General features: G+C 67.6%; 24 protein-coding genes and 1 pseudogene. 10 read left to right on the forward strand and 15 right to left on the reverse strand.

Annotated features, from left to right (window positions below):
• Positions 1-42: 42 nt before the first annotated feature.
• The 4 genes from JYG37_RS01440 to JYG37_RS01455 form a co-directional block, all read right to left on the reverse strand.
• Positions 43-1284 carry a multifunctional CCA addition/repair protein gene (locus JYG37_RS01440; protein WP_204383464.1) on the reverse strand — a complete coding sequence of 414 codons (1242 nt, stop codon included), beginning with the start codon at positions 1282-1284 and terminating at the stop codon, positions 43-45.
• Complete coding sequence (locus JYG37_RS01445) at positions 1281-1928, reverse strand: glutathione S-transferase family protein (RefSeq protein ID WP_124680327.1); 648 nt, start codon at positions 1926-1928, stop codon at positions 1281-1283. Before JYG37_RS01445 ends, JYG37_RS01440 begins: the two co-directional genes overlap by 4 nt.
• A gap of 64 nt (positions 1929-1992) precedes the next feature.
• Entirely contained in the window at positions 1993-2952 is a 960-nt protein-coding gene (locus JYG37_RS01450) for a complex I NDUFA9 subunit family protein (RefSeq protein WP_050014254.1), read from the reverse strand.
• A 58-nt stretch (positions 2953-3010) separates the two neighbouring features.
• Positions 3011-4963 (reverse strand): lytic transglycosylase domain-containing protein, encoded by a 1953-nt coding sequence (locus JYG37_RS01455; protein ID WP_213345822.1) that lies wholly within the window; start codon positions 4961-4963, stop codon positions 3011-3013.
• A gap of 8 nt (positions 4964-4971) precedes the next feature.
• Here JYG37_RS01455 and JYG37_RS01460 point away from each other — a divergent pair, with 8 nt between their 5' ends.
• Positions 4972-5580, forward strand: a complete 609-nt coding sequence (locus JYG37_RS01460; RefSeq protein WP_050014252.1) for a 5-formyltetrahydrofolate cyclo-ligase — start codon at positions 4972-4974, stop codon at positions 5578-5580.
• Between the two features lie 73 nt (positions 5581-5653).
• On the opposite strand, the gene JYG37_RS01465 is transcribed toward JYG37_RS01460, so the two are convergent.
• The gene (locus JYG37_RS01465; RefSeq protein WP_044847863.1) at positions 5654-6166 is read right to left on the reverse strand and encodes a winged helix DNA-binding protein; all 513 of its coding nucleotides are present in this window, start codon (positions 6164-6166) and stop codon (positions 5654-5656) included.
• Between the two features lie 149 nt (positions 6167-6315).
• Between JYG37_RS01465 and pxpB the strand changes: the two genes are divergently transcribed.
• The 3 genes from pxpB to pxpA are packed head-to-tail and all read left to right on the forward strand — an operon-like array spanning position 6316 to position 8856.
• Positions 6316-6972 carry a 5-oxoprolinase subunit PxpB gene (gene pxpB / locus JYG37_RS01470; protein WP_050014251.1) on the forward strand — a complete coding sequence of 219 codons (657 nt, stop codon included), beginning with the start codon at positions 6316-6318 and terminating at the stop codon, positions 6970-6972.
• A complete protein-coding gene (locus JYG37_RS01475) occupies positions 6969-8036 on the forward strand; it encodes a 5-oxoprolinase subunit C family protein (RefSeq protein ID WP_050014250.1) in 1068 nt (355 codons plus the stop codon). Before pxpB ends, JYG37_RS01475 begins: the two co-directional genes overlap by 4 nt.
• A gap of 55 nt (positions 8037-8091) precedes the next feature.
• The gene (pxpA, locus tag JYG37_RS01480) at positions 8092-8856 is read left to right on the forward strand and encodes a 5-oxoprolinase subunit PxpA (RefSeq protein WP_050014249.1); all 765 of its coding nucleotides are present in this window, start codon (positions 8092-8094) and stop codon (positions 8854-8856) included.
• Positions 8857-9433: 577 nt separating this feature from the next.
• Here the strand turns inward: pxpA and JYG37_RS01485 are convergent.
• From JYG37_RS01485 to JYG37_RS01515, 7 genes are all read right to left on the reverse strand, one after another.
• Positions 9434-10579: a TraB/GumN family protein gene (locus JYG37_RS01485; RefSeq protein ID WP_050014248.1), complete on the reverse strand. Its 1146-nt coding sequence runs from the start codon at positions 10577-10579 to the stop codon at positions 9434-9436.
• Positions 10572-11585, reverse strand: coding sequence for a peptide ABC transporter ATP-binding protein (locus tag JYG37_RS01490; protein ID WP_050014247.1), 1014 nt, complete (start codon positions 11583-11585; stop codon positions 10572-10574). Before JYG37_RS01490 ends, JYG37_RS01485 begins: the two co-directional genes overlap by 8 nt.
• Positions 11582-12580, reverse strand: a complete 999-nt coding sequence (locus tag JYG37_RS01495; protein WP_050014246.1) for an ABC transporter ATP-binding protein — start codon at positions 12578-12580, stop codon at positions 11582-11584. The genes JYG37_RS01490 and JYG37_RS01495 overlap by 4 nt, the downstream gene beginning before the upstream one ends.
• A gap of 1 nt (position 12581) precedes the next feature.
• Positions 12582-13499: an ABC transporter permease subunit gene (locus JYG37_RS01500; RefSeq protein WP_006489141.1), complete on the reverse strand. Its 918-nt coding sequence runs from the start codon at positions 13497-13499 to the stop codon at positions 12582-12584.
• Positions 13500-13503: 4 nt separating this feature from the next.
• A complete protein-coding gene (locus tag JYG37_RS01505; protein ID WP_050014245.1) occupies positions 13504-14514 on the reverse strand; it encodes an ABC transporter permease subunit in 1011 nt (336 codons plus the stop codon).
• A 118-nt stretch (positions 14515-14632) separates the two neighbouring features.
• Entirely contained in the window at positions 14633-16261 is a 1629-nt protein-coding gene (locus JYG37_RS01510) for an ABC transporter substrate-binding protein (protein ID WP_050014244.1), read from the reverse strand.
• A gap of 320 nt (positions 16262-16581) precedes the next feature.
• Complete coding sequence (locus tag JYG37_RS01515; RefSeq protein WP_050014243.1) at positions 16582-17889, reverse strand: MFS transporter; 1308 nt, start codon at positions 17887-17889, stop codon at positions 16582-16584.
• Between the two features lie 344 nt (positions 17890-18233).
• Between JYG37_RS01515 and JYG37_RS01520 the strand changes: the two genes are divergently transcribed.
• The 3 genes and pseudogenes from JYG37_RS01520 (at position 18234) to JYG37_RS01535 (ending at position 19994) form a co-directional block, all read left to right on the forward strand.
• A complete protein-coding gene (locus JYG37_RS01520) occupies positions 18234-18461 on the forward strand; it encodes a hypothetical protein (protein WP_213345823.1) in 228 nt (75 codons plus the stop codon).
• 197 nt (positions 18462-18658) lie between these two features.
• Positions 18659-19482 (forward strand): annotated as a pseudogene (locus tag JYG37_RS01530) (DUF6402 family protein).
• On the forward strand, positions 19479-19994 hold the full coding sequence (locus tag JYG37_RS01535) for a hypothetical protein (RefSeq protein WP_050014241.1): 516 nt from the start codon (positions 19479-19481) through the stop codon (positions 19992-19994). Before JYG37_RS01530 ends, JYG37_RS01535 begins: the two are co-directional and overlap by 4 nt.
• Positions 19995-20209: 215 nt before the next feature.
• Here JYG37_RS01535 and JYG37_RS01540 read toward each other — a convergent pair whose 3' ends face one another.
• The 3 genes from JYG37_RS01540 to JYG37_RS01550 form a co-directional block, all read right to left on the reverse strand.
• On the reverse strand, positions 20210-20521 hold the full coding sequence (locus JYG37_RS01540; RefSeq protein ID WP_213345825.1) for a high-potential iron-sulfur protein: 312 nt from the start codon (positions 20519-20521) through the stop codon (positions 20210-20212).
• Positions 20522-20689: 168 nt separating this feature from the next.
• On the reverse strand, positions 20690-21799 hold the full coding sequence (locus JYG37_RS01545; RefSeq protein WP_050014239.1) for an NAD(P)/FAD-dependent oxidoreductase: 1110 nt from the start codon (positions 21797-21799) through the stop codon (positions 20690-20692).
• A 178-nt stretch (positions 21800-21977) separates the two neighbouring features.
• Positions 21978-22958 carry an AAA family ATPase gene (locus JYG37_RS01550; protein WP_213345826.1) on the reverse strand — a complete coding sequence of 327 codons (981 nt, stop codon included), beginning with the start codon at positions 22956-22958 and terminating at the stop codon, positions 21978-21980.
• A gap of 238 nt (positions 22959-23196) precedes the next feature.
• On the opposite strand from JYG37_RS01550, the gene JYG37_RS01555 reads away from it, so the two are divergent.
• From JYG37_RS01555 to JYG37_RS01565, 3 genes are all read left to right on the forward strand, one after another.
• Positions 23197-23925 (forward strand): nitroreductase, encoded by a 729-nt coding sequence (locus tag JYG37_RS01555; protein ID WP_050014339.1) that lies wholly within the window; start codon positions 23197-23199, stop codon positions 23923-23925.
• Between the two features lie 147 nt (positions 23926-24072).
• The gene (locus tag JYG37_RS01560) at positions 24073-24561 is read left to right on the forward strand and encodes a hypothetical protein (RefSeq protein WP_050014237.1); all 489 of its coding nucleotides are present in this window, start codon (positions 24073-24075) and stop codon (positions 24559-24561) included.
• Between the two features lie 5 nt (positions 24562-24566).
• Entirely contained in the window at positions 24567-25382 is an 816-nt protein-coding gene (locus JYG37_RS01565) for an endonuclease/exonuclease/phosphatase family protein (RefSeq protein ID WP_089488901.1), read from the forward strand.
• Positions 25383-25447 lie beyond the last annotated feature (65 nt).

A 25447-nucleotide genomic window follows, 5' to 3' on the forward strand; every position in this document is an offset into this window, starting at 1 on the left:
CGCGCCCGGTTCCGCGCCGATTACTCGCCGACTATTCGTCGACTACTCGCCGATCGCGAGCGCCTGCGCGACGGCCTGGATCCGCGCGCGATGCACGGCTTCCTTGATCTTCTCCGTGTCGCTGCCGATGCCACGCGCGATCGCGCCGGCATCGACGCTGCGCGCGGCCGCGAGCGCGACGCGCAGCCGCTCGGCCTGCGGATACGGCTGCGCATCGAGCCCGAGCCGGCCGCGCGCGTCCGATTCGCACGCCTGCAGCAACTCGGCGAAGCGCGCCGGCTTGCGCAGCGCGTCACTGCGCTCGAAGAGCCGCACCAGCGCGGCCGCGCCCATCTCCATCACGCGATGCAGGTTGCCGTGCTCGCGCGCGACCACCAGCGCGAGATCGCGGCATTCGTTCGGCACGCGCAGCCGCTCGCACAACGGCTTGAGCAGCTCGACGCTGCGGCTTTCGTGGCCGACGTGGCGCGGCAGCACGTCCGCGGGCGTCGTGCCCTTGCCGAGATCGTGCGTGAGCGCCGCGAAGCGCACCGCCAGCGAATAGCCCTGCTTCGCCGCGTAGTCGACGACCATCATCACGTGCACGCCGGTATCGACTTCCGGGTGGTAATCGGCGCGCTGCGGCACGCCCCACAGCGCGTCGACCTCCGGCAGGATGCGCGCGAGCGCGCCGCAGTCGCGCAGTACCGCGAACATCCGCGACGGCTTCGCCTCCATCAGCCCGCGCGCGATTTCCTGCCACACGCGCTCGGGCACGAGCGCGTCGACCTCGCCCGCGTCGACCATCCGCCGCATCAGCGCGAGCGTTTCGTCGGCGACCGTGAAATCCGCGAACCGTGCGGCGAAGCGCGCGATGCGCAGGATCCGCACCGGATCCTCGACGAACGCGTCGCTCACGTGCCGGAACACGCGCGCGCGCAGGTCGGCCTGCCCGTCGAACGGATCGATCACCGGGCCGACCAGCGCGCCTTCCGGGCTCACCTCGCGCGCCATCGCGTTGATCGTCAGGTCGCGCCGCGCGAGATCCTCGTCGAGCGTCACATCCGGCGCGTAGTGGAACCGGAAGCCGTGATAGCCGGCCGCCGTCTTGCGCTCGGTGCGCGCGAGCGCGTATTCCTCCTGCGTCCGCGGATGCAGGAACACCGGGAAATCCTTGCCGACCGGCCGGAAGCCCTGCGCGGTCATCTGCTCGGGCGTCGCGCCGACCACCACGTAGTCGCGATCCTGCACCGGCACGCCGAGCAATTCGTCGCGGATCGCTCCGCCTACTGCGTAGATGTTCATGGCTGCGGTTCGTATTCGGCGATCACGTTGGTTTCGCGGCGCGCGGCATCGATCCACCGCTGCACCGCCGGCAGCGCCGTCACGCGCGCCGCATAGCCGGCCGCCTCCGGCGACAGCGCCGGCGCATACGTGTTGAAGCGCATCACGACGGGCGCATACATCGCATCGGCGACGCCGAATTCGCCGAACAGGAACGGCCCGCCCGACGCCTCGATGCATTCGCTCCACAGCGCGTCGATGCGCGCGACGTCGGCGAGCGCGTCGGGCGTCGCGCCGCGCCCCGGCATCGACGCGCGGATGCTCATGCCCATCTGCGTGCGCAGCGCCATGAAGCCCGAATGCATCTCGGCGGACACGCAGCGCGCATGCGCACGCGCGAGCGGGTCGGCCGGCCACATCGGGAATTGCGGATAGCGCTCGGCGAGCGTCTCGGCGATCGCGAGCGAATCCCAGATCGCCGCGCCGTGATCGTCGACCAGACACGGCACCTTGCCGGTCGGCGAGTATTCGCGGATGCGCGCGGCCGTGTCGTCGCGGCGCAGTTCGACCACGATCTCGTCGAACGGGATGCCGAAATGCGCGAGCAGCAGCCACGGCCGCATCGACCACGACGAGTAGTTCTTGTCTCCAATGACGAGCTTCATGACGGGGTTCCGAAAAATGCGAAACAGGAAACGAAAGGCGCCGACCGGCGGCGCCCCGCGGGTATTAGCGACGCGAGCGGAACCAGTCGAACCGCGAGCGCGTCGGCGCTTCGCCGAGATACGCGGGCGCAATGCTTTCGAGACTCGCGGGCGAGAGCCCGAGTTCCGGCGCGAGCGGCCCCGACAGCACGTTCGGCACCGACATCGTCGCGAGATTGTCGCGCGTGAGCACCGGCTCCCCCGGCAGGCATTCGAACACGCTCGCCTGCAGCCGCGCAAGCGCGTCGGGCAGCCGCACGATGCGTGCCTGCCGACCGACCAGCGTGCCGCAGTAGCGCACCAGTTGCTCGAGCGTGTAGACGGTCGGGCCGCCGAGTTCGTAGGTCTTGCCGTGCGCACCCGCGAGATCGAGCGTGTTGACGAACGCGCGCACGACGTCGCCGACGAACACCGGCTGGAAACGCGCGTCGGGCATCGCGAGCGGCAGCACGGGGACCGTGCGCTGCAGTTTCGCGAACGTATTGAGGAAGGCGTCGCCCGGGCCGAACACGACCGACGGCCGGAAGATCGTCAGCGCGAGCGAATCGGTGGCCGCGACCGCATGCAGCGCGGCTTCGCCGTCGCCCTTCGAGCGCTGGTACATGCTCGCGCCGTGCGAATCGGCGCCGAGCGCGCTCATGTGCAGCAGGCGCTGCACGCCGACCTCGGTGCAGGCGGTCGCCAGCGCGGCCGGCAGCGCGACGTGCGCGCGCTCGAAGCCGGGCCCGTACGGCGTGCCGCGGCCGCCGTGCAGCACGCCGATCAGGTTGATCGCCGCGTGCGCGCCGGCGACGAAGCGCGCGAGCGTGCGCGTGTCGAGCGCATCGAGTTCGACGATGTCGACCGGCAGCATCTGCAGGTGGCGCGCGTGGTCGCGCCGCCGCGTGCCGATCCGTACGTGCTTGCCGGCGTCGATCAGCGCATTGACGAGCCGGCTGCCGATGAAGCCGGTGCCGCCCAGCAGCGCGACGGTCTGGCGATCCATTGTTCGAGTCCTAAAAAGAACACTGCCGCGTCTCGCGCGGCAGTGTGAAGATTGCGTATCAGGGCGAGATCATGCCTAGACGTCTCTTCAACGACTGCGGTTTGCCCTCGAAGAGCGCCGCGTAGTAGACGGTGTTCGACAGCACGTTCTTCACGTAGTCGCGCGTCTCGTTGAACGGAATCGTCTCCGCGAAGATCGCGCCTTCGACCGGCTGCGTCAACACCTGGCGCCACTGGCGCGGCCGCCCCGGGCCCGCGTTGTAGCCGGCCGTGGCGAGCACCGGCGAGCTGTCGAAGTTGTTGTAGATGTCCGCGAGATACCAGGTGCCGAGCTGGATGTTGGTGTCGATATCGTGCATCTGCGCACGCGAGATCGTGCCCATGCCGAGCTTCTTCGCGACCATCTGGGCCGTCGCCGGCATCAGCTGCATCAGGCCGCCCGCGCCCACCGACGAACGCGCGCTGATGATGAAGCGCGATTCCTGGCGGATCAGCCCGTACGCCCATTCGACGTCGAGTCCCGTCGATTGCGCGTAGCGCTCGACGGTCGTGCGGTACGGCGACGGATAGCGCAGCGTGAAATCGTGCTCGGCTTTCGTGCGGTCGGCCGTGTTGACCGTGCGGTCGAGCAGTTCGACGCGCTTGCCGTATTCGGCGGCCGCGAGCAGCTGGCGATCGGTCATCCCGCGCAGCGGCCAGTTCCATTCGCGATTGCCTTCGAGGCGCAGGTTCAGCGCGTAGAAGCGTTGCGCGAGCGCGAAGCCCGGAATCTTGCCCATCGCGTCGACCTCGGCGTCGCTCACCTTCGTGCGCGGCGGAATCGTCGTGCGCTGGCCGAGCTCTTCGCCGGCCAACTGCCCGTAGAAGTTGAACTGGCCGGCGACCTGCTCGAATTCCTGGTTCGCCTGCAGCGTGTCGCCGCTCTGCTTGAGCGCGCGCGCATGCCAGTAGATCCACGCCGGGTCGTTGCGCAGCGACGGCGGCATTTGCTCGATCGACCAGCGCACCATCGGCCAGTTGCCGGCGAGCAGCGCGGCGCGCGTGCGCCATTCGTAGCCGGGGTTCGACAGCGGCGCGTTCGCCGATTTCGCATACCAGACCGACGCCATCGGCGAGCGCTTGATCGCGCCCTGGTAGCCGATCGCGCCCCACGCGATCGCCTGCTCCTGCTTGGTCAGCGACGGCGCGACCGTCGTCAGCATCCCGGCGGCGGCGTCCGGATCGTTGCGCGCCATGCGGCTGAGCGCGATCAGCGCGATCTGATGCGATGCGGCGTCAGCCCCGACGCCGCGCGCGAGGTACAGCGGCGGCGCGCTCGTCGCCTGGTCGAAGCCGACGGGGCGCGGGCCGAGCGCGTCGACGATCTTGCCGCCGAGCGTCGTGTAGTTCTGCTCGTACGCGAGGCGCGCCTGCTGCCACACGTCGTCGCTCGTGAACTGCTGGTTGACGGTGAGCGCGGTGATCAGGTCGACGCACGCATCGCCGTAGTTCTTCGGCTCGACGAGCAGCGCGCGCGCCGCGTCGGCGACGTTCTCGTTGCGCGCCGCGCGCGACTCGAGCGCGTAGCACTTGACCTGCGTGTCGTCGTCGAGCACGAAGCGCTTGTACTGGTCGTCGAAATTGCGCCAGTCGTGGCGCGCGCCGAGCACGAGCAGGTAGTCGTTGCGCAGGCGATCGGCGATCGCCTGGCCGTCGTAGCGCTGCAGGAACGACTGCACGGGCGCGTCCGGCGCATCGACGCGCGCGCGGCCCGTCGAATCGAACAACTGCGGCTTGATCTGGAAATACTCGACGTAGGACGGCACCGGATAGTTCGGGATCATCGACGCGAGCTGCGCGGCCTTCGCGGCGTCGTTGCGGCGTGCGGCTTCGCGAAGCTGCACGAAGATCTGGTCGTCCCCGGCGAGCGTGTCGTCGTTCGGTGCGGCGCATGCGGCCGTGCCGGCGACGAGCGCGGCGGCCGAAAGCGCGAGCGCGACCGCGCGATATACTCGGAAAAGGCTGTTCGACATCGTTTTGAATGGAGCACGAAGTGACCGAAAGCATAGCACGCAACCCTGTGCCGAACCCGAAGGTTGCGCTGCGCAAAACGCTGTCCGGCGCCCGTCGCGACGCCGCGTCGCAACCCGCCGCGAACGCCGCGCTCGATGCGCGGCTGCGCACGCTGCTCGACCGTCTGGCGCCGCGCACGGTCGGGTTCTACTGGCCGCTGCCGAGCGAATTCGATGCGCGCGACGCGGTGCTCGCATGGTGCGCGGCGGGGCCCGGCCGGTGCGCCGCGCTGCCGGTGATCGGCGAGCGTCACACGCCGCTCGCGTTCCACGCGTGGGACGCGCACACGCCGATGCGCGAAGGCCATCACCGGATTCCCGAACCGGCGTCGGGAATCGTCGTCGTGCCCGATCTTTTGCTGATTCCGTGCGTGGGATTCGATCCGCAGCGCTACCGGCTCGGCTACGGCGGCGGCTACTACGATCGCACGCTCGCCGCCTGGCCGGGCGACACGCTGCCCGTGACGGTCGGCATCGCGTACGAAGCGTGCCGCGTCGATGCGCTGCCGGCCGAGGCGCACGATCTCGCGCTGCGCTGGATCGTCACCGACGGTGCGCTTTACCCGGCCGCCGGATGATGGCGCGCGCGGCGCCGCGATCGTCGCGGCTTGCCGTGAGCGCGTCGCGGCGACCGACCGTTTCCGCGCTCGGTTACAGCGACGCCGCCGCGCGCGCGGCCGTGTCGTAGAGGCCCGACGCGTGGCGCAGCAACTGCGCCGCGTCTCCGATCTGCTCGTTGGTGAGGCCGCTGTCCTTCAGCGTCTCGATCAGGCAATGCTCGCGCACCTCGCGGTACTTCAGGCACAGCTCGCGGCCCGCGTCGGTCGCAAAGAAGAACACTTCCTTGCCGCTCTTCTCGCTTTTCACATAGCCGCGGGCGATCAGTTTTTTCAGCGCATAGGTCGCGACGTGCGTATCCTCGATATTGAGCACGAAGCAGATGTCGGCGAGCTTCTTCTTGCGTTCGCGATGGCTGACGTGATGCAGCAGCGAGACCTCGACCGCCGTCATGTCCTTCGCGCCCGCCGCCGACATGCAGCGCACCATCCAGCGGTTGAACGCGTTGCCGGCCATGATGAGCCCGTATTCGAGTTCCGACAGCTCCGCGCTCGAATCGGAAACGAGGTGTTCGGATGACACGATCTTGGTCGCAGGACGCTTCATGGAAAGGCGGCGCAAGCCGGATGACAGGATGTGCCCGAGTGTACGCCAGAAGCCCCGGCCTACGAGCTAGGCGAAAACGCTTATTGAGAAGTTGTCGATATTTTATTGACAATGTGCGCTAACATTGCCGTCCGAACCGTGCCAGTCCGATGACGCCACCCCGCATTTATCCGCTCGGCGATGCCGCCCTCGTCTGCGAGGTGCCGCCGCCCGCCACGCTCGATTGCCAGCGCCGCGTCTGGGCCGTGGCCGCGGCCGCGCGCGCGTGGCCCGACGTGATCGACGTCGTCCCCGGCATGAACAACCTGACCATCGTGTTCGACCCGCTCGCCGCGACGGCCGACTCGCTCACGCCCGCGCTGCGCGACGCGTGGGAGACGGCCGACGTCGAGCACGCGGACGGCCGCGAGGTCGAGATCCCGGTCGAGTACGGCGGGGCCGCCGGCCCCGACCTGGCCGCCGTCGCCGCGCACACGGGGCTGTCGGCCGACGAGGTCGTCGCACGCCACGCGGCCGGCGCCTACGTCGTGTTCTTCGTCGGATTCCAGCCGGGCTTCGCGTATCTGGGCGGCCTCGACGCGTCGCTGCATACGCCGCGCCGCGCGGCGCCGCGCCTCGAGGTGCCGGCCGGCTCGGTCGGCATCGGCGGCGCGCAGACGGGCATCTACCCGGCCACGTCGCCCGGCGGCTGGCAGCTGATCGGCCACACGTCGCAGCGGCTGTTCGATCCGGCGCGGCCGCAGCCGACGCTGCTGCTGCCCGGCGACCGCGTACGCTTCACCATTGCGGGAGTCGACGCACGATGACCCAGAGCAACGCACCGGGCACCGTCGAGGTCGTGCGGGCCGGCCCGCTGTCGACCGTGCAGGATCTCGGGCGCCGCGGCACGCGCCATCTCGGCGTCGCGCAAGGCGGCGCGCTCGACGGCCTCGCGCTCGAAGTCGGCAACCGGCTCGTCGGCAACCGCCCCGACGCGGCGGCCGTCGAAATCACGATCGGCCCCGCCACGTTCCGCTTCACGCGCGCCACGCGCATCGCGATCACCGGCACCGAGTTCGGCGCGACGCTCGACGGCAAGCCCGTGTATTCGTGGTGGAGCCTGCCGGTCGACGCCGGCCAGACGCTCGTGCTGCCGGCCGCGAAACGCGGGATGCGCGGCTACCTGTGCATCGCGGGCGGCATCGACGTGCTGCCGATGCTCGGCTCGCGCAGCACCGATCTCGCGTCGCGCTTCGGCGGCCTCGGCGGTCGCACGCTGCGCGACGGCGACCGGCTGCCGGTCGGCGCGCCGCCGGCCGGCGCCGGCTGCCTCGCGGCCGACGCGCCCGAATTCGGCGTGAAGGCGCCGGCGTGGTGCGCGTTCGTGCGCGTCGACGAGCCGCCGCGCCGTCATCGCCCCGCGCATGCGCCGTGGGCGATGCCCGTGCGCGTGCTGCCGGGCCCGGACTACGCGTCGTTCGCGGCCGATTCGCAGCAGGCGTTCTGGGACGAGGAATGGCTCGTCACCGCGAACAGCAACCGGATGGGCTATCGCCTCGCCGGCGCCGAGCTGGTGCGCGAGCGGCCGGCCGAGCTGCTGTCGCACGCGGTGCTGCCGGGCACGATCCAGGTGCCGCCGAACGGCCAGCCGATCGTGCTGATGCACGACGCGCAGACCACCGGCGGGTACCCGAAGATCGGCACGGTGATCCGCGCCGACCTGTGGAAGCTCGCGCAGGCGCGGCTCAACCTGCCGATCCGCTTCGTGCGCACGACGCCCGACGCCGCGCGCGCCGCCCTCGTCGCGGAACGGGCGTACCTGCGCCAGATCGACGTCGCGATCGAGATGCGCGAGGAAGCGCGCCGCCGCGCGCAATCGCGCGCGGCGTGACAATGGCGGAAGCGGTAACGAAAGACGCGCCACGCAACCAGTGGACGAGGAACATATGGAAATCGATCTGAATGCCGATCTCGGCGAAGGATGCGGATCGGACGAGGCGCTGCTCGACCTCGTCACGTCGGCGAACATCGCATGCGGCTGGCATGCAGGCGGCGCGAATGCGATGCGCGACTGCGTGCGCTGGGCCGTGCAGAAAGGCGTGTCGATCGGCGCGCACCCGAGCTTTCACGATCCGGAGAATTTCGGCCGCAAGGAAATGCAGCTGCCGGCCGGCGACATCTATGCGGGCGTGCTGTACCAGCTCGGCGCGCTGTCGGCGATCGCGCAGGCCGAGGGCGGGCGCATCGCGCACGTGAAACCGCACGGCGCGCTGTACAACCAGGCCGCGCGCGACCCGCTGATCGCCGACGCGGTGGTGTCCGCGATCCACGACTTCGATCCGTCGCTCGCGGTGTTCGGGCTCGCGAACAGCGTATTCGTCGCGGCCGCGCGGCATGCGGGGCTCGCCGCGGTGGAGGAAGTGTTCGCCGATCGGGGCTACCGCGCGGACGGCTCGCTGGTGCCGCGCAGCCAGCCCGGTGCGTTGATCGACGATGAGGATGCGGTGCTCGCGCGCACGCTCGACATGGTGCGCAACCGGCAGGTGCGCGCGCTGAGCGGCGAATGGGTGCCGCTCAATGCGCAGACCGTCTGCCTGCATGGCGACGGGCCGCATGCGCTGGCGTTCGCGAAGCGGATCCGCGCGGCGCTCGAGGCCGCCGGCGTCGACGTGGTGGCGCCCGGAGCGGTGCAGGCCGACGAAGGCGCGTAACTGCCCGTTCGACGCACTCGACGCATTCGCGACGTTGCCCGCTCACCGCACGTTTTCATCGCACCAAAGAAAAAAGCGCCCTCGTGGCGCTTTTACGTTGATGCAATCGCTGCGGCTTCGCCGTCTGTCGATTCATCCCCCGAAACCGTCTTTCGACGGTGACCGGAAAAATATTCCGGATTAAAAAACGTCCGCCGCCGCCCGATCACTGCCTTCCCCGGTCAGACGACGGAACGTCGCTTATGTGCAAGTCGACCTGCATGCCTATGTTGTTCGACGACGATTGGCCCCGCCGTGCATGCAGACTCTCCGCGGCCGGCACGTGCTTCACGTGCCGGCGACGCTCACCCCGCGCTTTATTTCTGCTACCCCGTAGAACTTATCTATTCTTTTCATTTTTTCAACTTGTGGGATGAAGAATAGATATCGGCCGATCGGGATGTCAATCGTTTTAAACGCTATTTTCCGATGATTCGAGGGTTTTCCTTATCGACCGACGCCCCGCGCGCAAGCGCCTCGCGCGGGGCGCGCGACGTCGATCAAACAGGGGAAGATCGGTGCGGACAGCCGGGCGCGATCAGTTCGCGTCGACCCGGTATCCTTGCTGGCGCAACAATTCGAGCACGCCGCGCGAGCCGCCCAGATGCAGCGCGCCGATCGCGACGAACAACGGCCGGTTCGGCGCGGCGATTGCCGTCATCCGTGCAACGAAGCGCCGGTTGCGCTCGTACACGATCTTGTTGTCGAGCGACGCCGACAACGCCTTCGAACGCGCGAGCCGCTCGCTCTTCGCGACGGCCCACGCGGCGATCGCATCGGCGTCGCCAATTCGCCACAGTCGATGCAGCGCCTTGATGTCGTCAGCGTTCTGCGCGGGCGTCTGCACCATGTCCTGCGCGAGCATCTCGCGCTGCTCGGCGAGCGTCAGCCCGGTGAATGCGCGCATCTGTTCGGCGAGCGTCTCGAGCCCGATCACGCGGCCGCCCTTGCGCTTCAGGAACACGTTCTGCAGTTGCGCCTCGGTGCCGTATTCGGTCTGCAGGCCGGCCGACAGCGAATCGTAGGTCTCGACGACGAGCGCCGCGAGCCACGGCCGCATCTTGCGGATCTCGGCGAGCGCGGCCGGGTTGCCGCGCAGGCGCGCCGCGAGCCGCTGCCACAGCGGCTCGGGCAGCAGGCGCTGCAGGCATGGGTAGCGGCACACGCCGTACTTCGACACGTCGTCCTGCGATTCGAGCAGATCGTCGGGCGACAGCTCGAGCGCGAGCGTCGGCGACGCGGCGAGCGCCGCGAGGATCTGCGGCCGGAACGGCTGCGCGCTCGGGTAATCGGACGGGTCGCCCGTGTGCAGTGTGCCGAGCACGTAGAGCGTGACCTTGCCGCGGGTCGCGACGTAGAACGGCATGCGCGCCGGCTGCACGCGCACGGTGCCGCGCGACACCGTGCCATCGGACACGGCCGGCGCATGGAAGCCCGGCAGGCTCATGCCGGGCCGCGGCACCTGCGACGGATGAATCGGCGAGGTTGCCGGCGCACGCCCTTCGGCGCGCGCCGGTTCGACGGGGACCATGACGCTGGCCGCCACGCACGCGCCGGCCAGCGCCGCGCCCGTGACGGTACGCACGCTCCAGCGCCGCGCATCGCGGTACGCACGCATCGCGCGCGCGCCGCCTGCTCCCGCACGGCGCACGCCGGACACGCGCGCCGCCAACGCTTCAGGCATTCTCCTCCCCGACCTCCTCGGCGCGATGGCAGGCCACGCGCCGGCCGTCGACTTCGCGCAATGGCGGCTCCTCGACGCGGCACCGCTCGATCGCGTACGGGCAGCGCTGGTGAAACGAGCAACCCGACGGCGGATTGAGCGGCGACGGCAACTCGCCCTGCAGCTTGATCTGCACGCGGCGATCTTCCTCGAAGATCGCCGGCGTCGCCGACATCAGCGCCCGCGTGTACGGATGACGCGGCCGTGCGTAGATCGTCGCCTTGTCGCCGAGCTCGGCGACGCTGCCGAAGTACATCACCATCACGTCGTCCGCGACATGCTCGACCACCGACAGGTTGTGCGAGATGAACACGTAGCTCGTCTTGAACTGCTCTTGCAGATCCATGAACAGGTTCAGGATCTGCGCCTGGATCGACACGTCGAGCGCGGACACCGGCTCGTCGGCGACGACGATGCGCGGATCGAGGATCATCGCGCGCGCGATCGCGACCCGCTGGCGCTGGCCGCCCGAGAACATGTGCGGATAGCGTTTCGCGTGCTCGGGCCGCAGGCCGACCGTGCGCATGATCTGCGCGATGCGCGCGGCGCGCTCGGCGGCCGTCAGGTTCGCGTTGATCTCGAGCGGCTCCGCGAGCGTCTGCTCGACGGTCTTGCGCGGATTCAGCGACGCGAACGGGTTCTGGAACACCATCTGCACGCGGCGGCGCAGGTCGGCGACCGTCTCGCGGTTCGCGCCGGCGACGTTCTTGCCGTCGATCACGAGGCTGCCGGCGGTGGGCGTCTCGATCATCGTCAGCTGGCGCGCGAGCGTCGACTTCCCGCAGCCCGACTCGCCGACGACGGCGAGCGTCTTGCCGCGCTTCAGCGAGAACGACACGCCGTTCAGCGCCTTCACCGTGCCCTGCCCGAACATCCCGCGCTTCACCGTGTAGTGTTTCGCGAGGCCATCGGCCACCAGGACGTCCTCGTCGTGCGACGCGTGGCGCGTATCTTGGACTGCGTTCATCGTGCGCCTCCCGTCACGTCGAGGTTGGAAAGATTGAGCGGCTTGATGCAGCGCGCGCGCATCGCATCGTTGCCCGACACCAGCGCGTCGAGCGCCGGCCGCGCCTTGCGGCAATCGTCGACGACGTACTTGCAGCGCGGCGCGAACAGGCACCCGGACGGGCGATCATCGCGGCCCGGCACCATGCCCGGCAATGCGGCAAGGCGACGCGCCCCCTGATTGTGCTCGGGAATCGCCGCGAGCAGCGCTTCGGTGTACGGATGATGCGGCGCGCGGAAGATGTCGGGCACGCGGTTGGTCTCGATGATCTCGCCCGCGTACATCACCGCGACGCGATGCGCGACCTCCGACACCACGGCCAGATCGTGCGAGATCAGCACGAGCGCCATCCCGCGCTCCTTCTGCAGCTTCACGAGCAGATCCATGATCTGCGCCTGGATCGTCACGTCGAGCGCGGTGGTCGGCTCGTCGGCGATCAGCAGCTTCGGGTTGCACGCGACGGCCATCGCGATCATCACGCGCTGGTTCATCCCGCCCGACATCTGGTGCGGAAACGATGCGATGCGATTCTTCGCATCGGGAATGCCGACCTGGTCGAGCAGCTCCAGCGCGCGCCGGTGCAGCGCGTCGCCGCGCAGCCCTTCGTGCAGCTTCAGCACTTCCTTGATCTGGTAGCCGACCGTGTAGCTCGGGTTCAGGCTCGTCAGCGCGTCCTGGAACACCATCGCGATGTCCTTGCCGACGATCTTGCGGCGCGCCTTCGGCGATGCCTTCAAGAGATCGACGCCGTTGAACGTGACCTCGTCGGCCGTCACCTTGCCGGGCGCGTCGATCAGGCCCATCAGCGCCATCATCGTCACGCTCTTGCCCGAGCCCGATTCGCCGACGACGCCCACCACCTCGCCCGGCGCGACCGACAGGTTGATCCGGTCGACCGCGGGCAGGCCGTTGAAGTTCACCGCGAGATTGCGGATGGTCAGAAGATTGTGGCTCATATCAGGCCATCCGTTTCAGTTTGGGATCGAGTGCGTCGCGCAGCCCGTCGCCGAGCAGGTTGATCGCGAGCACCGAAATCAGGATCGACAGGCCGGGCATCGTCACGATCCACCACGCGTTGTCGATGTAGTCGCGCGCGGACGCGAGCATCGCGCCCCACTCGGCGGTCGGCGGTTGCACGCCGAGGCCGAGGAAGCCGAGCGCGGCCGCGTCGAGAATCGCCGACGAGAAGCCGAGCGTCGCCTGCACGATCAGCGGCGCCGTGCAGTTCGGCAGCACCTGCGAGAACATCAGCCGCAGCGTGCCGGCGCCGGCCACGCGCGACGCGGTCACGTACTCTTTCTGCAGCTCGCCGAGCGCCGACGCGCGCGTGAGGCGCACGTAGGCCGGCAGCGCGACGATCGCGATCGCGAACATCGTGTTGGTGAGGCCCGGGCCGATGATCGCGACGACCGCGACCGCGAGCAGCAGCGACGGCAGCGCGAGCAGCACGTCCATGATGCGCATCACCGGCGTGTCGGCCCACTTCTGGAAGAACGCGGCGACGAGCCCGAGCACGATGCCGGGGATCAGCGCGAGCACGACCGATACGAAGCCGATCCAGAACGACATCCGCGCGCCGAACATCAGCCGCGAAAGGATGTCGCGGCCCGCTTCGTCGGTGCCGAGGATGAATTGCCAGTTGCCGCCGGCGAGCCACGCGGGCGGAATCTTCACGTAGTCGCGGTATTGCTCGACCGGGCTGTGCGGCGCGATCAGCGGCGCGAGCAAGGCGACTGCGATCAGCACGATCACGACGATGCCCGCGCCGACGGCGCCGCGGTTGCGCGAGAAGTTGGCCCAGAACTCGCGCAGCGCGAGCGCACGGCCGCCGGCCGGCGCGGATTCGGTCGGCAGGGTATTTTGCAGATTGCTCATGGAATTACCTCGTGTGGCGGATGCGCGGATTCAGCACGCCGTACAGCAGGTCGACGACCAGGTTCACGACGATCACGAGCGTCGCGATCAACAGGATGCCGCCCTGGACGACCGGATAGTCGCGGCGGCCGATCGCATCGATCAGCCACTTGCCGACGCCGGGCCACGAAAAGAGCGTCTCGGTCAGCACGGCGCCAGCAAGCAGCGTGCCGATCTGCAGGCCGATCACGGTGACGACCGGGATCAGCGCATTGCGCAGCGCATGCACGACGACCACGCGCACGGGCGACAGCCCTTTCGCGCGGGCGGTGCGGATGTAGTCCTCGCGCAGCACTTCGAGCATCGACGAGCGCGTCATCCGCGCGATCACCGCAAGCGGGATCGTGCCGAGCACGATCGCGGGCAGGATCAGGTGGCTGACCGCCGACTTGAACGAACCTTCGTCCGGCGCGAGCAGCGCGTCGATCAGCATGAAGCCGGTCGGGTGCGGGAAATCGTATTCGACCGCGATGCGCCCCGACACGGGCGTCCAGCCGAGATACGACGAGAACACCATGATGAGGATCAGCCCCCACCAGAAGATCGGCATCGAATAGCCGGTGAGCGCGGTGCCCATCACGCCGTGGTCGACGACCGAGCCGCGCCGCAGCGCGGCGATCACGCCGGCCGGCAGCCCGACCGCGAGCGCGAACACGAGCGCACACAGCGACAGTTCGACGGTCGCCGGGAAGCGCGCGAAGAACTCGCCCGCGACGCTCGTGTTGGTGATGATCGACATGCCGAGGTCGCCATGCAGCGCCCGGCCGATGTAGTGGATGTACTGCAGGGGCAGCGGCTGGTCGAGCCCGAGGCGTTTCATCGCCTCTGCGTGCATCGCGGGATCGACGCCGCGCTCGCCCATCATCACTTCGATGGGGTCGCCCGGTATCAGGTGAATCAGCGCAAACGCCAGGATGGTGATGCCGATGAAAGTCGGGATCACCATCCCCACGCGGCGCAACACGAATCTGAACATGATGCGTCTCGTATTTTCTTGTGGGAAATGTGCGACCGGCGACGAAGGGCTTTTGGCCCCTCGCCGCCGGATGATTTCAAGCCGGTTTTCTCAATGACGACAGCTTACGCCAGCCCGGTTACTTCACGCTGACACCGTCGAAACGCGCATAGCCGAGCGGTTCGATACGCATGTCGACCACGTTCTTGCGCACCGGCTGGTAAACGGTCGAGTTCGCGATCGGCGAGAACGGCAGCTGTTGCGCGAAGATCTGCTGCGCCTGCGTGTAGAGCTTCGTGCGCGCGTCCTGCCCCGTCGTCGTGCGGCCCTTCTGCACCAGTTCGTCGAACGGCTTGTAGCACCAGTGCGAGAAGTTGTTGCCCTTGATCGCCTCGCAGCCGAGCAGCGTGCCGAGCCAGTTGTCCGGGTCGCCGTTGTCGCCCGTCCAGCCGATCAGCATCGTATCCTGCTCGCCCGAGTGCGCGCGCTTGATGTACTCGCCCCATTCATACGTGACGATCTTCGCCTTCACGCCGATCTTCGCCCAGTCGGCCTGGATCATCTCGGCCATCAGGCGGGCGTTCGGGTTGTACGCGCGCTGCACCGGCATCGCCCACAGCGTGATCTCGAAACCGTTCGGGAAGCCTGCCTTCGCGAGCAGCGCCTTCGCCTTCGCGGTGTCATAGGCGGCCATCTTCAGGTTCTTGTCGTACGACCATTGGGTCGGCGGCATCGGCGCGGTCGCGGCCTGGCCGGCGCCCTGGTAGACGGACTCGAGGATCGCCTTCTTGTTGATCGCCATGTCGAGCGCCTGACGCACCTCGAGCTTGTCGACCGGCTTGTGCTCGACGTTGTACGCGAGGTAGCCGAGGTTGAAGCCGGCCTGCGACGGCATGTCGACGTTCGAATCGGCCTTCAGCGTCGCGATGTCGGCCGGGCGCGGATAGCTCATCACCTGGCATTCGTTGCGCTTGAGCTTCTGCACGCGCACGCCCGGATCCGGCGTGATCGAGAAGATCAGCTTCGACAGCTTCACTTCGCCCTTCTTCCAGTAATCAGGATTGCCGTCGAAGCGGATCGTCGCATCCTTCGTATAGCTGCGGAAGATGAACGGGCCCGTGCCGACCGGCTTCTGGTTGATGTCGGCGGCCTTGCCGGCCTTCATCAGCTGATCGCCGTATTCGGCCGACAGGATCGACGCGAATTCCATCGCCATGTTCTGGATGAACGGCGCGTTCGGCTCGGCCAGCGTGAACTTCACGGTGTACGGATCGACCTTCTCGATCTTCGTGATCAGCTTGTCGAGGCCCATGTCGGTGAAGTACGGGAACGACACCGGGTACGCCTTGCGGAACGCGTTGTTCGGGTCGAGCATGCGCTGGAACGAGAACAGCACGTCGTCCGCGTTGAATTCACGCGTCGGCTTGAAGAAGTCGGTCGTGTGGAACTTCACGCCGTGGCGCAGGTGGAACGTGTACACCTTGCCGTCGGACGACACGTCCCACTTCTCGGCGAGGCCGGGCTCGACCTTCGTGCCGCCGCGCTCGAATTCGACGAGGCGGTTGTAGACGGTGAACGTGGCGGCGGTGAAATCGACGCCGGTCGTAAATTGCGCGGAATCGAAACCCGCCGGGCTGCCTTCTGAGCAGTAGACGAGCGTTTTGTTCGGGATCTGTGCGAATGCAGAGCCCGCGACGCCGAGCGATGCCGCTGCCACGCCTGCCATGGCGGTAACACGCAGGGTGTGCAACAGACGGTTGTATTCCATGTTTCCTCCAGGTCTCCAGATCGGAACCGGTCCCGCCAGGGTCCGGCGTACGCGGATATTACTTGAGCTAACGATGCGGCAACAAGCTGGAGAAAAAACTCTTCTAGATGTCCGGCGGGTTTTTGCCGATTTTTAGTGGGGGTAAAAAATGCGACAACGCGCGCGAGCGACAATTTCGTTCATTTCGCGGCTTGTTTCGTTCGACGACTAAACAATTCGGGTGCGAACACGAAGGGGCGACGCACCGTTTCCCCGCGTTCTGCAGCACATCATTGCGTTTTACGAAACGATGCGATGACCGTCGTCAAATCGTCATGTCGTCACGCCGGCGCGTCGAGGTCGGCGTTGCGCGCGGGCACGAACGCGACCGCGACGATCGACAGCGCGATGCCCGCCATCACGTAATAGGTCGGCGCGAGCGGCGTGCCGGTCACCTTGATCAGCCACGTGACGATGAACTGGCCGAAGCCGCCGAACAGCATCACCGCGACGTTGTACGCGATCGACAGCCCGGTCGAGCGCACGTTGGCCGGGAACAGCTCGGCGATCATCGCGCCGAACGGCCCGTAGTAGCCCGCGAGCGTCACCGACAGCACGGCCTGCACCGCGATCAGCCGCCCGATGCTCGGCGCCGCGTCGAGCCACGCGAACAGCGGATACATCAGCGCGAGCGTCAGCGCCAGCGACCACAGCGACAGCCCCTTGCGGCCGATGCGGTCCGACCACGCGCCGGCGATCGGCGACAGCACCATCAGCAGCAGGTTGCCGACGATCACCGCGTAGAACGATTCCGCATAGGGCAGCTTCAGCTGCTTCACCGCGAAGGTCGGCAGATAGCTGATCAGCACGTAGATCGTCACGGTGAGCGCGATCACCGAGCCGAGCCCGCACAGCACCTCGCGCGGGTGGCGCGTGAACACTTCGCCGAGCGTCGCGCGGCGCGCGCTCTGCTGCGCATGCAGGAATGCTTCGGAATCCGCGAGATGACGGCGGATGTAGAAACCGATCGGGCCGATCACGAGCCCGAGGACGAACGGCACGCGCCAGCCCCAGCTGCGCAGCGCGTCGTGCGACAGCCCGCGCGTGACGGCCGCGCCGACGAGCGCGCCGATCAGCAGCGCGCCCGCCTGGCTCGCCATCTGCCAGCTGCCGTAGAAACCGCGTTTCGAGAACGGCGCCGCTTCGATCAGCAGGGCCGTCGCGCTGCCGAATTCGCCGCCCGCGGAAAAGCCCTGCAGCAGGCGGCCGAGCACGATCAGCAGCGGGCCGCCGATGCCGATCGCCGCATAGGGCGGCGCGATCGCGAGCAGGAAAATGCCGGCCGTCATCAGCAGGATCACCAGCGACAGCGCGGCCTTGCGGCCCGCACGGTCCGCGTACAGCCCGAACACGATGCCGCCGATCGGGCGCATGAAGAACGCGACGCCGAACGTCGCGGTGGTGAGCAGCAGCGACGAGTATTCGCTCGAGGTGGGGAAGAACAGCTCGGCGATCACGACCGTCATGAAGCCGAACACCGTGAAGTCGTACCACTCGAGCGCATTGCCGATCACGGCGGCCACGACGGCGCGCCGGTTCAGCGCACGCTCGGGCCGGGTCAATTTCGTTGAATTCGCAATCGTCGCCATGCGTGCCTCGTCCTCATGAATTCGCCGTGTCGGGCGGTTCGGCGCGCGGGATGCCGCGGCGCGCTGGTGTGCAGCGAGTGTAGAAAGCGACGGAACCGTTTTCAAGCAATAAAAAACGCCCGCCACCGAACGACAGCGAGCGTGTTGCGGTTTTCGCCGCATTGCGGCATCGCACGATCGAGCGGACATGCTCCGTCGAGAACACGCCAGCCGTGCAACGGATCCCACCCATTCGCGTGGTGTCAGTCGTGCGCGGAGACAACGCTTTCGTCCTTGTCTGATTTCCCGCGCCATTCCTTTCCATTAACTTTCGCCCGATGCGATTCCACGCGCCGGATCACACGATGTTCGACATGTATCGGAACGTTGGCCGGTCACAACAATTTTGCTCGGGCACCATCATGGATAACGACAAAATTCCTTATTACAAGGCTAACAGGCTGCTATGGAAATGGGCTCGATGCGAAGGCATCGAAGGCTGCGAAATCGCCCACGACGCCAAGCTATCGATGAACAAGGCGCCACCGCCGTTGCCCGCTGCTCCCAAGCCCCCCAGCCCGTCAAGCGCCTGACTCGCGCAGATCGCGTGGACAACACACTGAACGCCCTCGTGGCCGCTGCCGAGGCCCTGGGGCGATTCAAAAAATGGCTTGATACGCCGCAAGAACCGGCACGCTCCGCGCCTGCGCCACCTGCAGAGCACGAAAAGGACCCGACGATCGCGCCACTGGACATCCAGGAAATCCCCGGGGCAATGCGGAGACTGTTCATGCCGGTATCGGCGAGGTTGATGGAGCGATGGTTTGCCGGAGCGTTGAACTATTCGCCGACCGACAGGGACGAGGCACTATGCATCAATCAGGAGGGCCAACCCTATCCCCCCGACATGTACGACATGAAATCCGTCAAGCTCGAATGGGTTCTCAAATACCCTCACGGGCGCAATACAACGCGCTACAACAACGTGAACGGCTCACTACGCCACGGGCTGTCGAATCACTTCGCCGGTGCTTGTCCCGTGTCAGTATGACCGATACGACGATCGACGCGCTGGCGCTTTGCAATGGAAACCTGGCGGAATTGCACAAACGCTTCCAGTTTCAGTTCGCCGGCGTTGAAAGTACGTTTGGCCAAAAGCTCGACGAATTCATCCTCCAACGGCTGACCAACAGCGGATTACCGGATGATCTGACGGGGGCGCTGGGGTCGTTCAACATCTATGCGGCCGTCGCCTATGCCGAATTCGACCGCGACGCGCGTCACGCAACGATCACGTCGATCTATCTTTACGTACGCGACAACTATACGTTTTCCGACCGGACCGGCGAACAGTCGCAATATCTCGGACACTGGAACCACAAGCGCGTCGTCCTCGTGCTGGCGACCGGTGCAGCCGGAATTGCCGGCATTCGCTGGCTGGACTATCCCGTCGTCGCCGAAGGCAAGCGGTCCCGGGGCAACATCTACTATCCGGTCAGAAACAAGTCGTTTCGCGAGTGGCAGCTACGGCACCGGCGCGGCGGTGACTTCGTCATCTTCTCGGACTATCGCTGCGTAACCCTCCCCGAACCCATCGAGATCGAGTTTTCATGAGTGCCGCCGCAGAATCCATTGGTATCGGTACGCTTGTTCTGATATTCGCGAGCGTTTCCATCGTGATTGCATCGATCGCAATGATTCGCGCGCTACGCTTCATCTGGTCGGGTCAAGCCGGCCAAACGCAGCGAGCCAGCCGAATGGTCTTCGCATCGGTCCGGCGCGTCGTCATCACACTCGCGGTCCTCATGGTGCTTGGCATGGCGTGGCGATACTGGCTTGACGCACGATTGCGAGGCGCCTGCAGTCCCCGCGATCAAGTGACCGAGTACGCGCCTGACGGCCGCTACGTCGCGCAATACTGCTACTTCCGAGACACGATCATTCTGAGGCTGTACAGCAACGACGTCACGCGGCTGCTTGCCGAGCGAACCTACCGGGATACCTCCGGGACGTTGGTCAGCCTGACCTGGACAAAGGACGCATTGATCTATCCCAAGGGCGACAACCTCGAGACGATCGGGCTTCCGCCTTCCCTTTACGATCGACTCGCCGCACAGCTTCCGTAAGACATGCGTGACACGTCGAAGCGATAGCCGATCCAGCCACATCCCGTATTGCTGGGCAGAACGCCTCCGAAGCAGTATCGAAGTGCCTTGCGCTGCGTAACCGCGTCCCGCACGCGGGAACCGTTTTCAAGCAATAAAAAACGCCCGCCATCGTTGGAAGGCGAGCGTGTTGCGGTTTTCGCCGCATTGCGGCATCGCACGATGCCGCACGGGCCTCAACCCATCTTCGAGAACGCGCTGCACCAGCCCTTCGCCGACACCTGCTTGCCGGGGAACGCGCCGCACGGGCCCGACGCCGAGCCCTTCTTGCCTTGATACAGCATGCAGGCCGCGCAATCCTGGCCCGCCGCGTATTTCGGGTACTTCGTCTTGTCGACCTTCGTGGCATCGGCCTTGTAGCCGAGCGCCACCGCGGTCGGATCGGTTTCCGACAGCATCGGCGCATCGGCCAGCGCTTCGCGCGACAGCGCCAGCGCGGACACGGCGCCGACGCTCGTAATCAGGAAACTCCGACGGGATGTTTTCATGGGGGACTCGCTCCAACGTTATCGGTTTGAAAGCCGTTCTGGCGACGGCGTCCAACAGAATAACCGCCAAGCGAATAAATGTGCGCGCCGAAATGCCGGAGATAAGGGATTTCACACGGGCTTCACACGGGCTTCCCGCGGCCGGCCCGCGCGGAGGCGGGCCGTGCGTCACGCGCGCGACACCATGTCGCCGACGCGCTGCGCGAGCGCGAGCGACGCGGTGAGCCCCGGCGACTCGATGCCGAACAGGTTCACGAGCCCGCGCACGCCGTGTTGAGCGGCGCCCTGCACGATGAAGTCGGCCGGCGGCTCGCCGGGCCCGGCGACCTTCGGCCGGATGCCCGCGTACGCCGGCTGCAGCGCGTCGTCGGGCAGGCCCGGCCAGAATGCGCGGATCGACGCGTAGAACGCACCCGCGCGCGCCGGATCGACTTCGTAGCGCAGCGCATCGCACCACTCGACGTCCGGGCCGAAGCGCGCCTGCCCGCCGAGATCGAACGTCAGGTGCACGCCGAGCCCCGCACGATCGGGCATCGGGTAGATCAGGTGCGAGAACGGCGCACGGCCCGACAGGCTGAAATAATTGCCGCGCGCGAGATAGAGCGGCGGCACCCAGCGCGGATCGAGGCCGCGCGTGCGGTGCGCGAGCGCCTGCGCGCCGAGCCCCGCGCTGTTGATCACGCACGACGCGTCGATCTCGGTCGGCGCGGCGCCGCCGGTACGCACGCTGAAGCGCCCGCCGCGCAGCACGTCGATCGACTCGACCGGAGATTGCAGCGCGCACACGGCGCCGTCGCGCTCCGCATCGCCGAGCAGCGCGAGCATCAGCTGGTGGCTGTCGACGATGCCGGTCGACGGCGAGAACAGCGCCTCCACGCATTCGAGCGCGGGCTCGAGCGTCTGCGCCTCGGCGCGCGTGAGCGGCAGCAGGTCGAGCACGCCGTTTTCGGCCGCGCGCGCGCCGATCGCCTTCAACTGCTTCACCTGCGCGGCGCTCGTCGCGACGATCAGCTTGCCCGTGCGCCGGTGCGGCACGTGATGCGTGTCGCAGAATTCGTACAGCAGGTCGCGCCCGTGCACGCACGACGTCGCCTTCAGCGACCCGCGCGGATAGTAGAGCCCCGCGTGAATCACCTCGCTGTTGCGCGAACTCGTGCCCGTGCCGATCGCGTCGGCCGCCTCGAGCACGATCGTTTCACGTCCGCGCGCGGCCAGCTCGCGCGCAATCGCCAGACCGACGACACCCGCGCCGATCACGACACAATCCGTCTGCTCCATGGCTTTTCGCGCTGCTCGCGCGTCGAAGGGAGAGAAGAGAATTGTACGTCCCGGTTCGCCCGCTTGCCGAACACGTGCGCATCGCGTCGCGACGATACGGATGGTGGTGTGGACAACGATGTGGCCGGGCGCACAACGCACGCCCCGCGCACACCGCAGCCGGGCGCGCGGGACGGCGTCAGAAGCCGATCGGCCGGCGCTTCGCCGCGCCTTCGTCCGCGCGGATGTCGGTCGGCCCGATCACGTCGCGGCCGGCGAGCCGCGCCGCGCCGAACGGCTGCAGCAGCGCGCGGCGCATCGTGCGCGGCGGCGTCGCGGCCAGCACGTCGAGCGCATCGTCGCCGAGCGTCTCCGGGAAGCGCCGCCCCCACGCATGCGACGTGCGGATCTCGTCGTAGATCGTCTGCGCGATCCGGCGCGCGCCGGCCGCATCGGGCGCCGCGATCTCGTACACGTTCATCCGGTTGAGCAACGGCTCCGGAATCGCCTGCGCGTCGTTCGCGGTCGCGATCCAGATCACGTTGCCCGCATTGATCGGCACTTCCGCGAATTCGTCGACGAACGCGCGCGCGGTGTCGTGCTCGAGCAACGCATACAGCGCGCCGAGCGGATCGTATTGCGCATCGCTGCCGGCCTTGTCGATCTCGTCGACCGCGATCACCGGGTTCGCGTAGCTGCCGTTCACGAGCGCGTCGAACACCTTGCCCGGCTTCGCGTTCTTCCATTGCGACGACGCGCCCGACAGGATCCAGCCGGCCGTCAGCGAACTCATCGGCACGTAGTGGTACGCGGTGCCGAGCAACTGCGCGAGCGCCTTCGCGAAATGCGTCTTGCCGATCCCGGGCGGCCCGAGCAGCAGGATCGGCATCAGTTCGAGCCGATCCTCCGTTTCGAGACACAGCGCGATCTGCTTGCGCACGTCGTCGAGCGGCTCGCCGAAATTCGGCAGCGCTTCGCCGAGCGCGTCGAACGACGGCATCCGGTTCGGCTTCACGCAGAAGCGCAGATTCCCCGTCTTGAGCATCCGCTCGTAGGTCGAGCGCAGTGCGTCGCTCGCGCTCTCGTTCAGGTCGCTCAGCGCCGTCTCGACCTGCTCGAGGTCGTACACCGTGCTGAAGGACGCCACCGCCAGTTCCTGTTTCACCATCGCCGTCGTCATACCCACCTCGCTGCACTTGCCGTCACACACTCATCAGACCCTTACGATTTTCAGTGTAACGATCCCGCATCGCCGTGCAAGCAAGCAGCCGGGGGCGTCTGCTGCTAACAGCGCGCGCCCGCTGCACGGCCGCGCGCCGCGGCGTATGATCGAACGTTCACGACCCTCGCGGCGGGCGCGCCGCTCGCACACTGCCCCGCACTTCGCCTGACGCCGCGCCGCCCGAAGGTGTATGCCGATGCCCGTCCCCGCTGCTTCCCCGCGCGTCGATGCCGACGCGATCCGTTCCGTCGATGCCGTCGACGCCGCGCTCAAGTCGCGCCGCGCGGTCCGCGCGTTCCTGCCGACGCCTGTGCCGCGCGACACGATCGAGGCGATCCTCGAAGCCGCGAGCCGCGCGCCGTCGGGCACCAACATCCAGCCGTGGCGCGTGTACGTCGCGACGGGCGCCACGCGCGACGCGCTCGCCGCCGCGCTCACCGCCGCCTACGACGACCCCGCGCGCGACGAGAAATACGTCGCCGAATACGACTACTACCCGCGCGAATGGGTGTCGCCGTATATCGACCGGCGCCGCAAGGTCGGCTGGGACCTGTACGGCCTGTTGAACATCCGCCGCGACGAGAAGGCGCGCATGCATGCGCAGCACGCGCGCAATTTCCGTTTCTTCGATGCGCCGGTCGCGCTGTTCTTCACACTGGACCGGGTCATGACGCACGGCGCATGGCTGGACTGCGGGATGTTCCTGCAAGGCGTGATGACGGCCGCGCGTGCCCGCGGCCTCGATACGTGCCCGCAGGCGGCGTTCGTGCCGTTTCACCGGATCGTCGCCGAACACCTCGACATTCCTGCGAACGAGCAGTTCGTCTGCGGGATGTCGCTCGGCCATGCGGACCCGGACGCGATCGAGAACCGGCTCGTCACCGAGCGCGCGAGCGTCGCCGAGTTCACGCGCTTTTTCGCTTGAAAATGCATGACGCGGCCCTACCTGCCGAGCAGGACCGCATCGTGCTGCGAACCTGGCGCGGCACGTCCCGTCACATCGCGACCGAAATCGATCGGGCGTAAGATGTGCGTCCGTTCCCCGCTTTTCCCGAGTTTCCGGAGACGTTTCATGCTGAAACACGGCCTGGCCGTCCTGCTTGCGAGCGTCGTGCTCGCCGCCCATGCGCAGAGCCCCGCGCCGGCCGTCGTCGCATGGGAAATCCAGGTGGTGCGCGACGGTCAGACGATCGACACGTTCCAGCAAAACACCACCGTGGGCCAGTCCCGCACCGATACCCATCGCTATCCGTCGTCCGTGCCGGTCGGCTGCGGCAATGCCGCGCGCGTCGTGCCGACCGAGCGCGCGCGCTCGGTGACGGTCGCGCCGCTCGCCGTCGACGTCAGCGCGAACACCGTGTCGCTCGGGCTCGACGTGCAGGAAACGCTCGACGACGAAAACGCGACGCGTAGCGATCCGTGCGTGCCGGCGTCGCCGCGGCAAATCGTCGCGAGCCACCCCGGCCTGGCGGTCGGCGGCGACGCCTGGACCGACTGGACGCTCGTCGAGCAGCATCCGCATCTCGTGTACCGCGTGCGCGCGCACGTCGCGAAGGACTGAACGTCATGTCCGCCGACGCCCTCTCCTTGCCGTTCGCCGAGCCCCACGCCGCGCCCGACGAAATCACCGCCGTCAGCTGGAACCTGCACAAAGGGCGCTCGCCGCTCGGCTTCACCGCGTGGAACGCGATGCGCGACTGGATGCAGTCGACCCACGCCGACGTGTATTTCCTGCAGGAAGCGATGGCGCGCCGCATGCCGCGCCCGATGCTCGCACCGGGCTTCGGCGCGCCGATGGACGACACGGTCGACGACGTGTGGCATTGCCAGGCCACCGAGATCGCGCAGGCGCTCGACTGGCAGATCGCACTCGGGCCGAACGTGTTCAAGCCGTCGTGGCGGCACGGCAACGCGATCCTGTCGCCGCATCCGCTCGACCTCGGCGGCCGCTGGGACATCTCCGCGCACCGCTTCGAGCGGCGCGGGCTGCTGGTCGCGCGCGCGACGCTCGCGGGCGCGCGGCCGGTGACGCTGCTGTGCGCGCACCTCGCGCTCACGCGCGCCGCGCGGCTGCGCCAGATGCACTGGATCGCGCACTGGATCGAGCGCAACGCGGGCGACGGCCCGCTGATGCTCGCCGGCGACTTCAACGACTGGCGCAACGATTCGGTCGCGCTGTTCGGCGAGATCGGGCTGTCCGAGGTCGCGACGCTGCTCGGCGAATCGGGCCGCACGTTCCCCGCGTTCTCGCCGGCGCTCGCGCTCGACAAGATGTTCGTGCGCGGCCTGACGCCGCTCGAATGGCGCGCGCCGTCCGGCGAGGCCGCGTGGCTGTCGGACCACCTGCCGTACATTGCGCGCCTGCGCCTCGATCCGCAGTAACGCGCGCGGCCGGCGGCGCCCCGGTCACGGCGCCGCCGGCACGCGCCGCATGCGCCGCGAATCAC

It is taken from the genome of Burkholderia sp. LAS2 (genome assembly GCF_018417615.1).
GTDB classification, from domain to species: Bacteria; Pseudomonadota; Gammaproteobacteria; order Burkholderiales; family Burkholderiaceae; genus Burkholderia; species Burkholderia sola.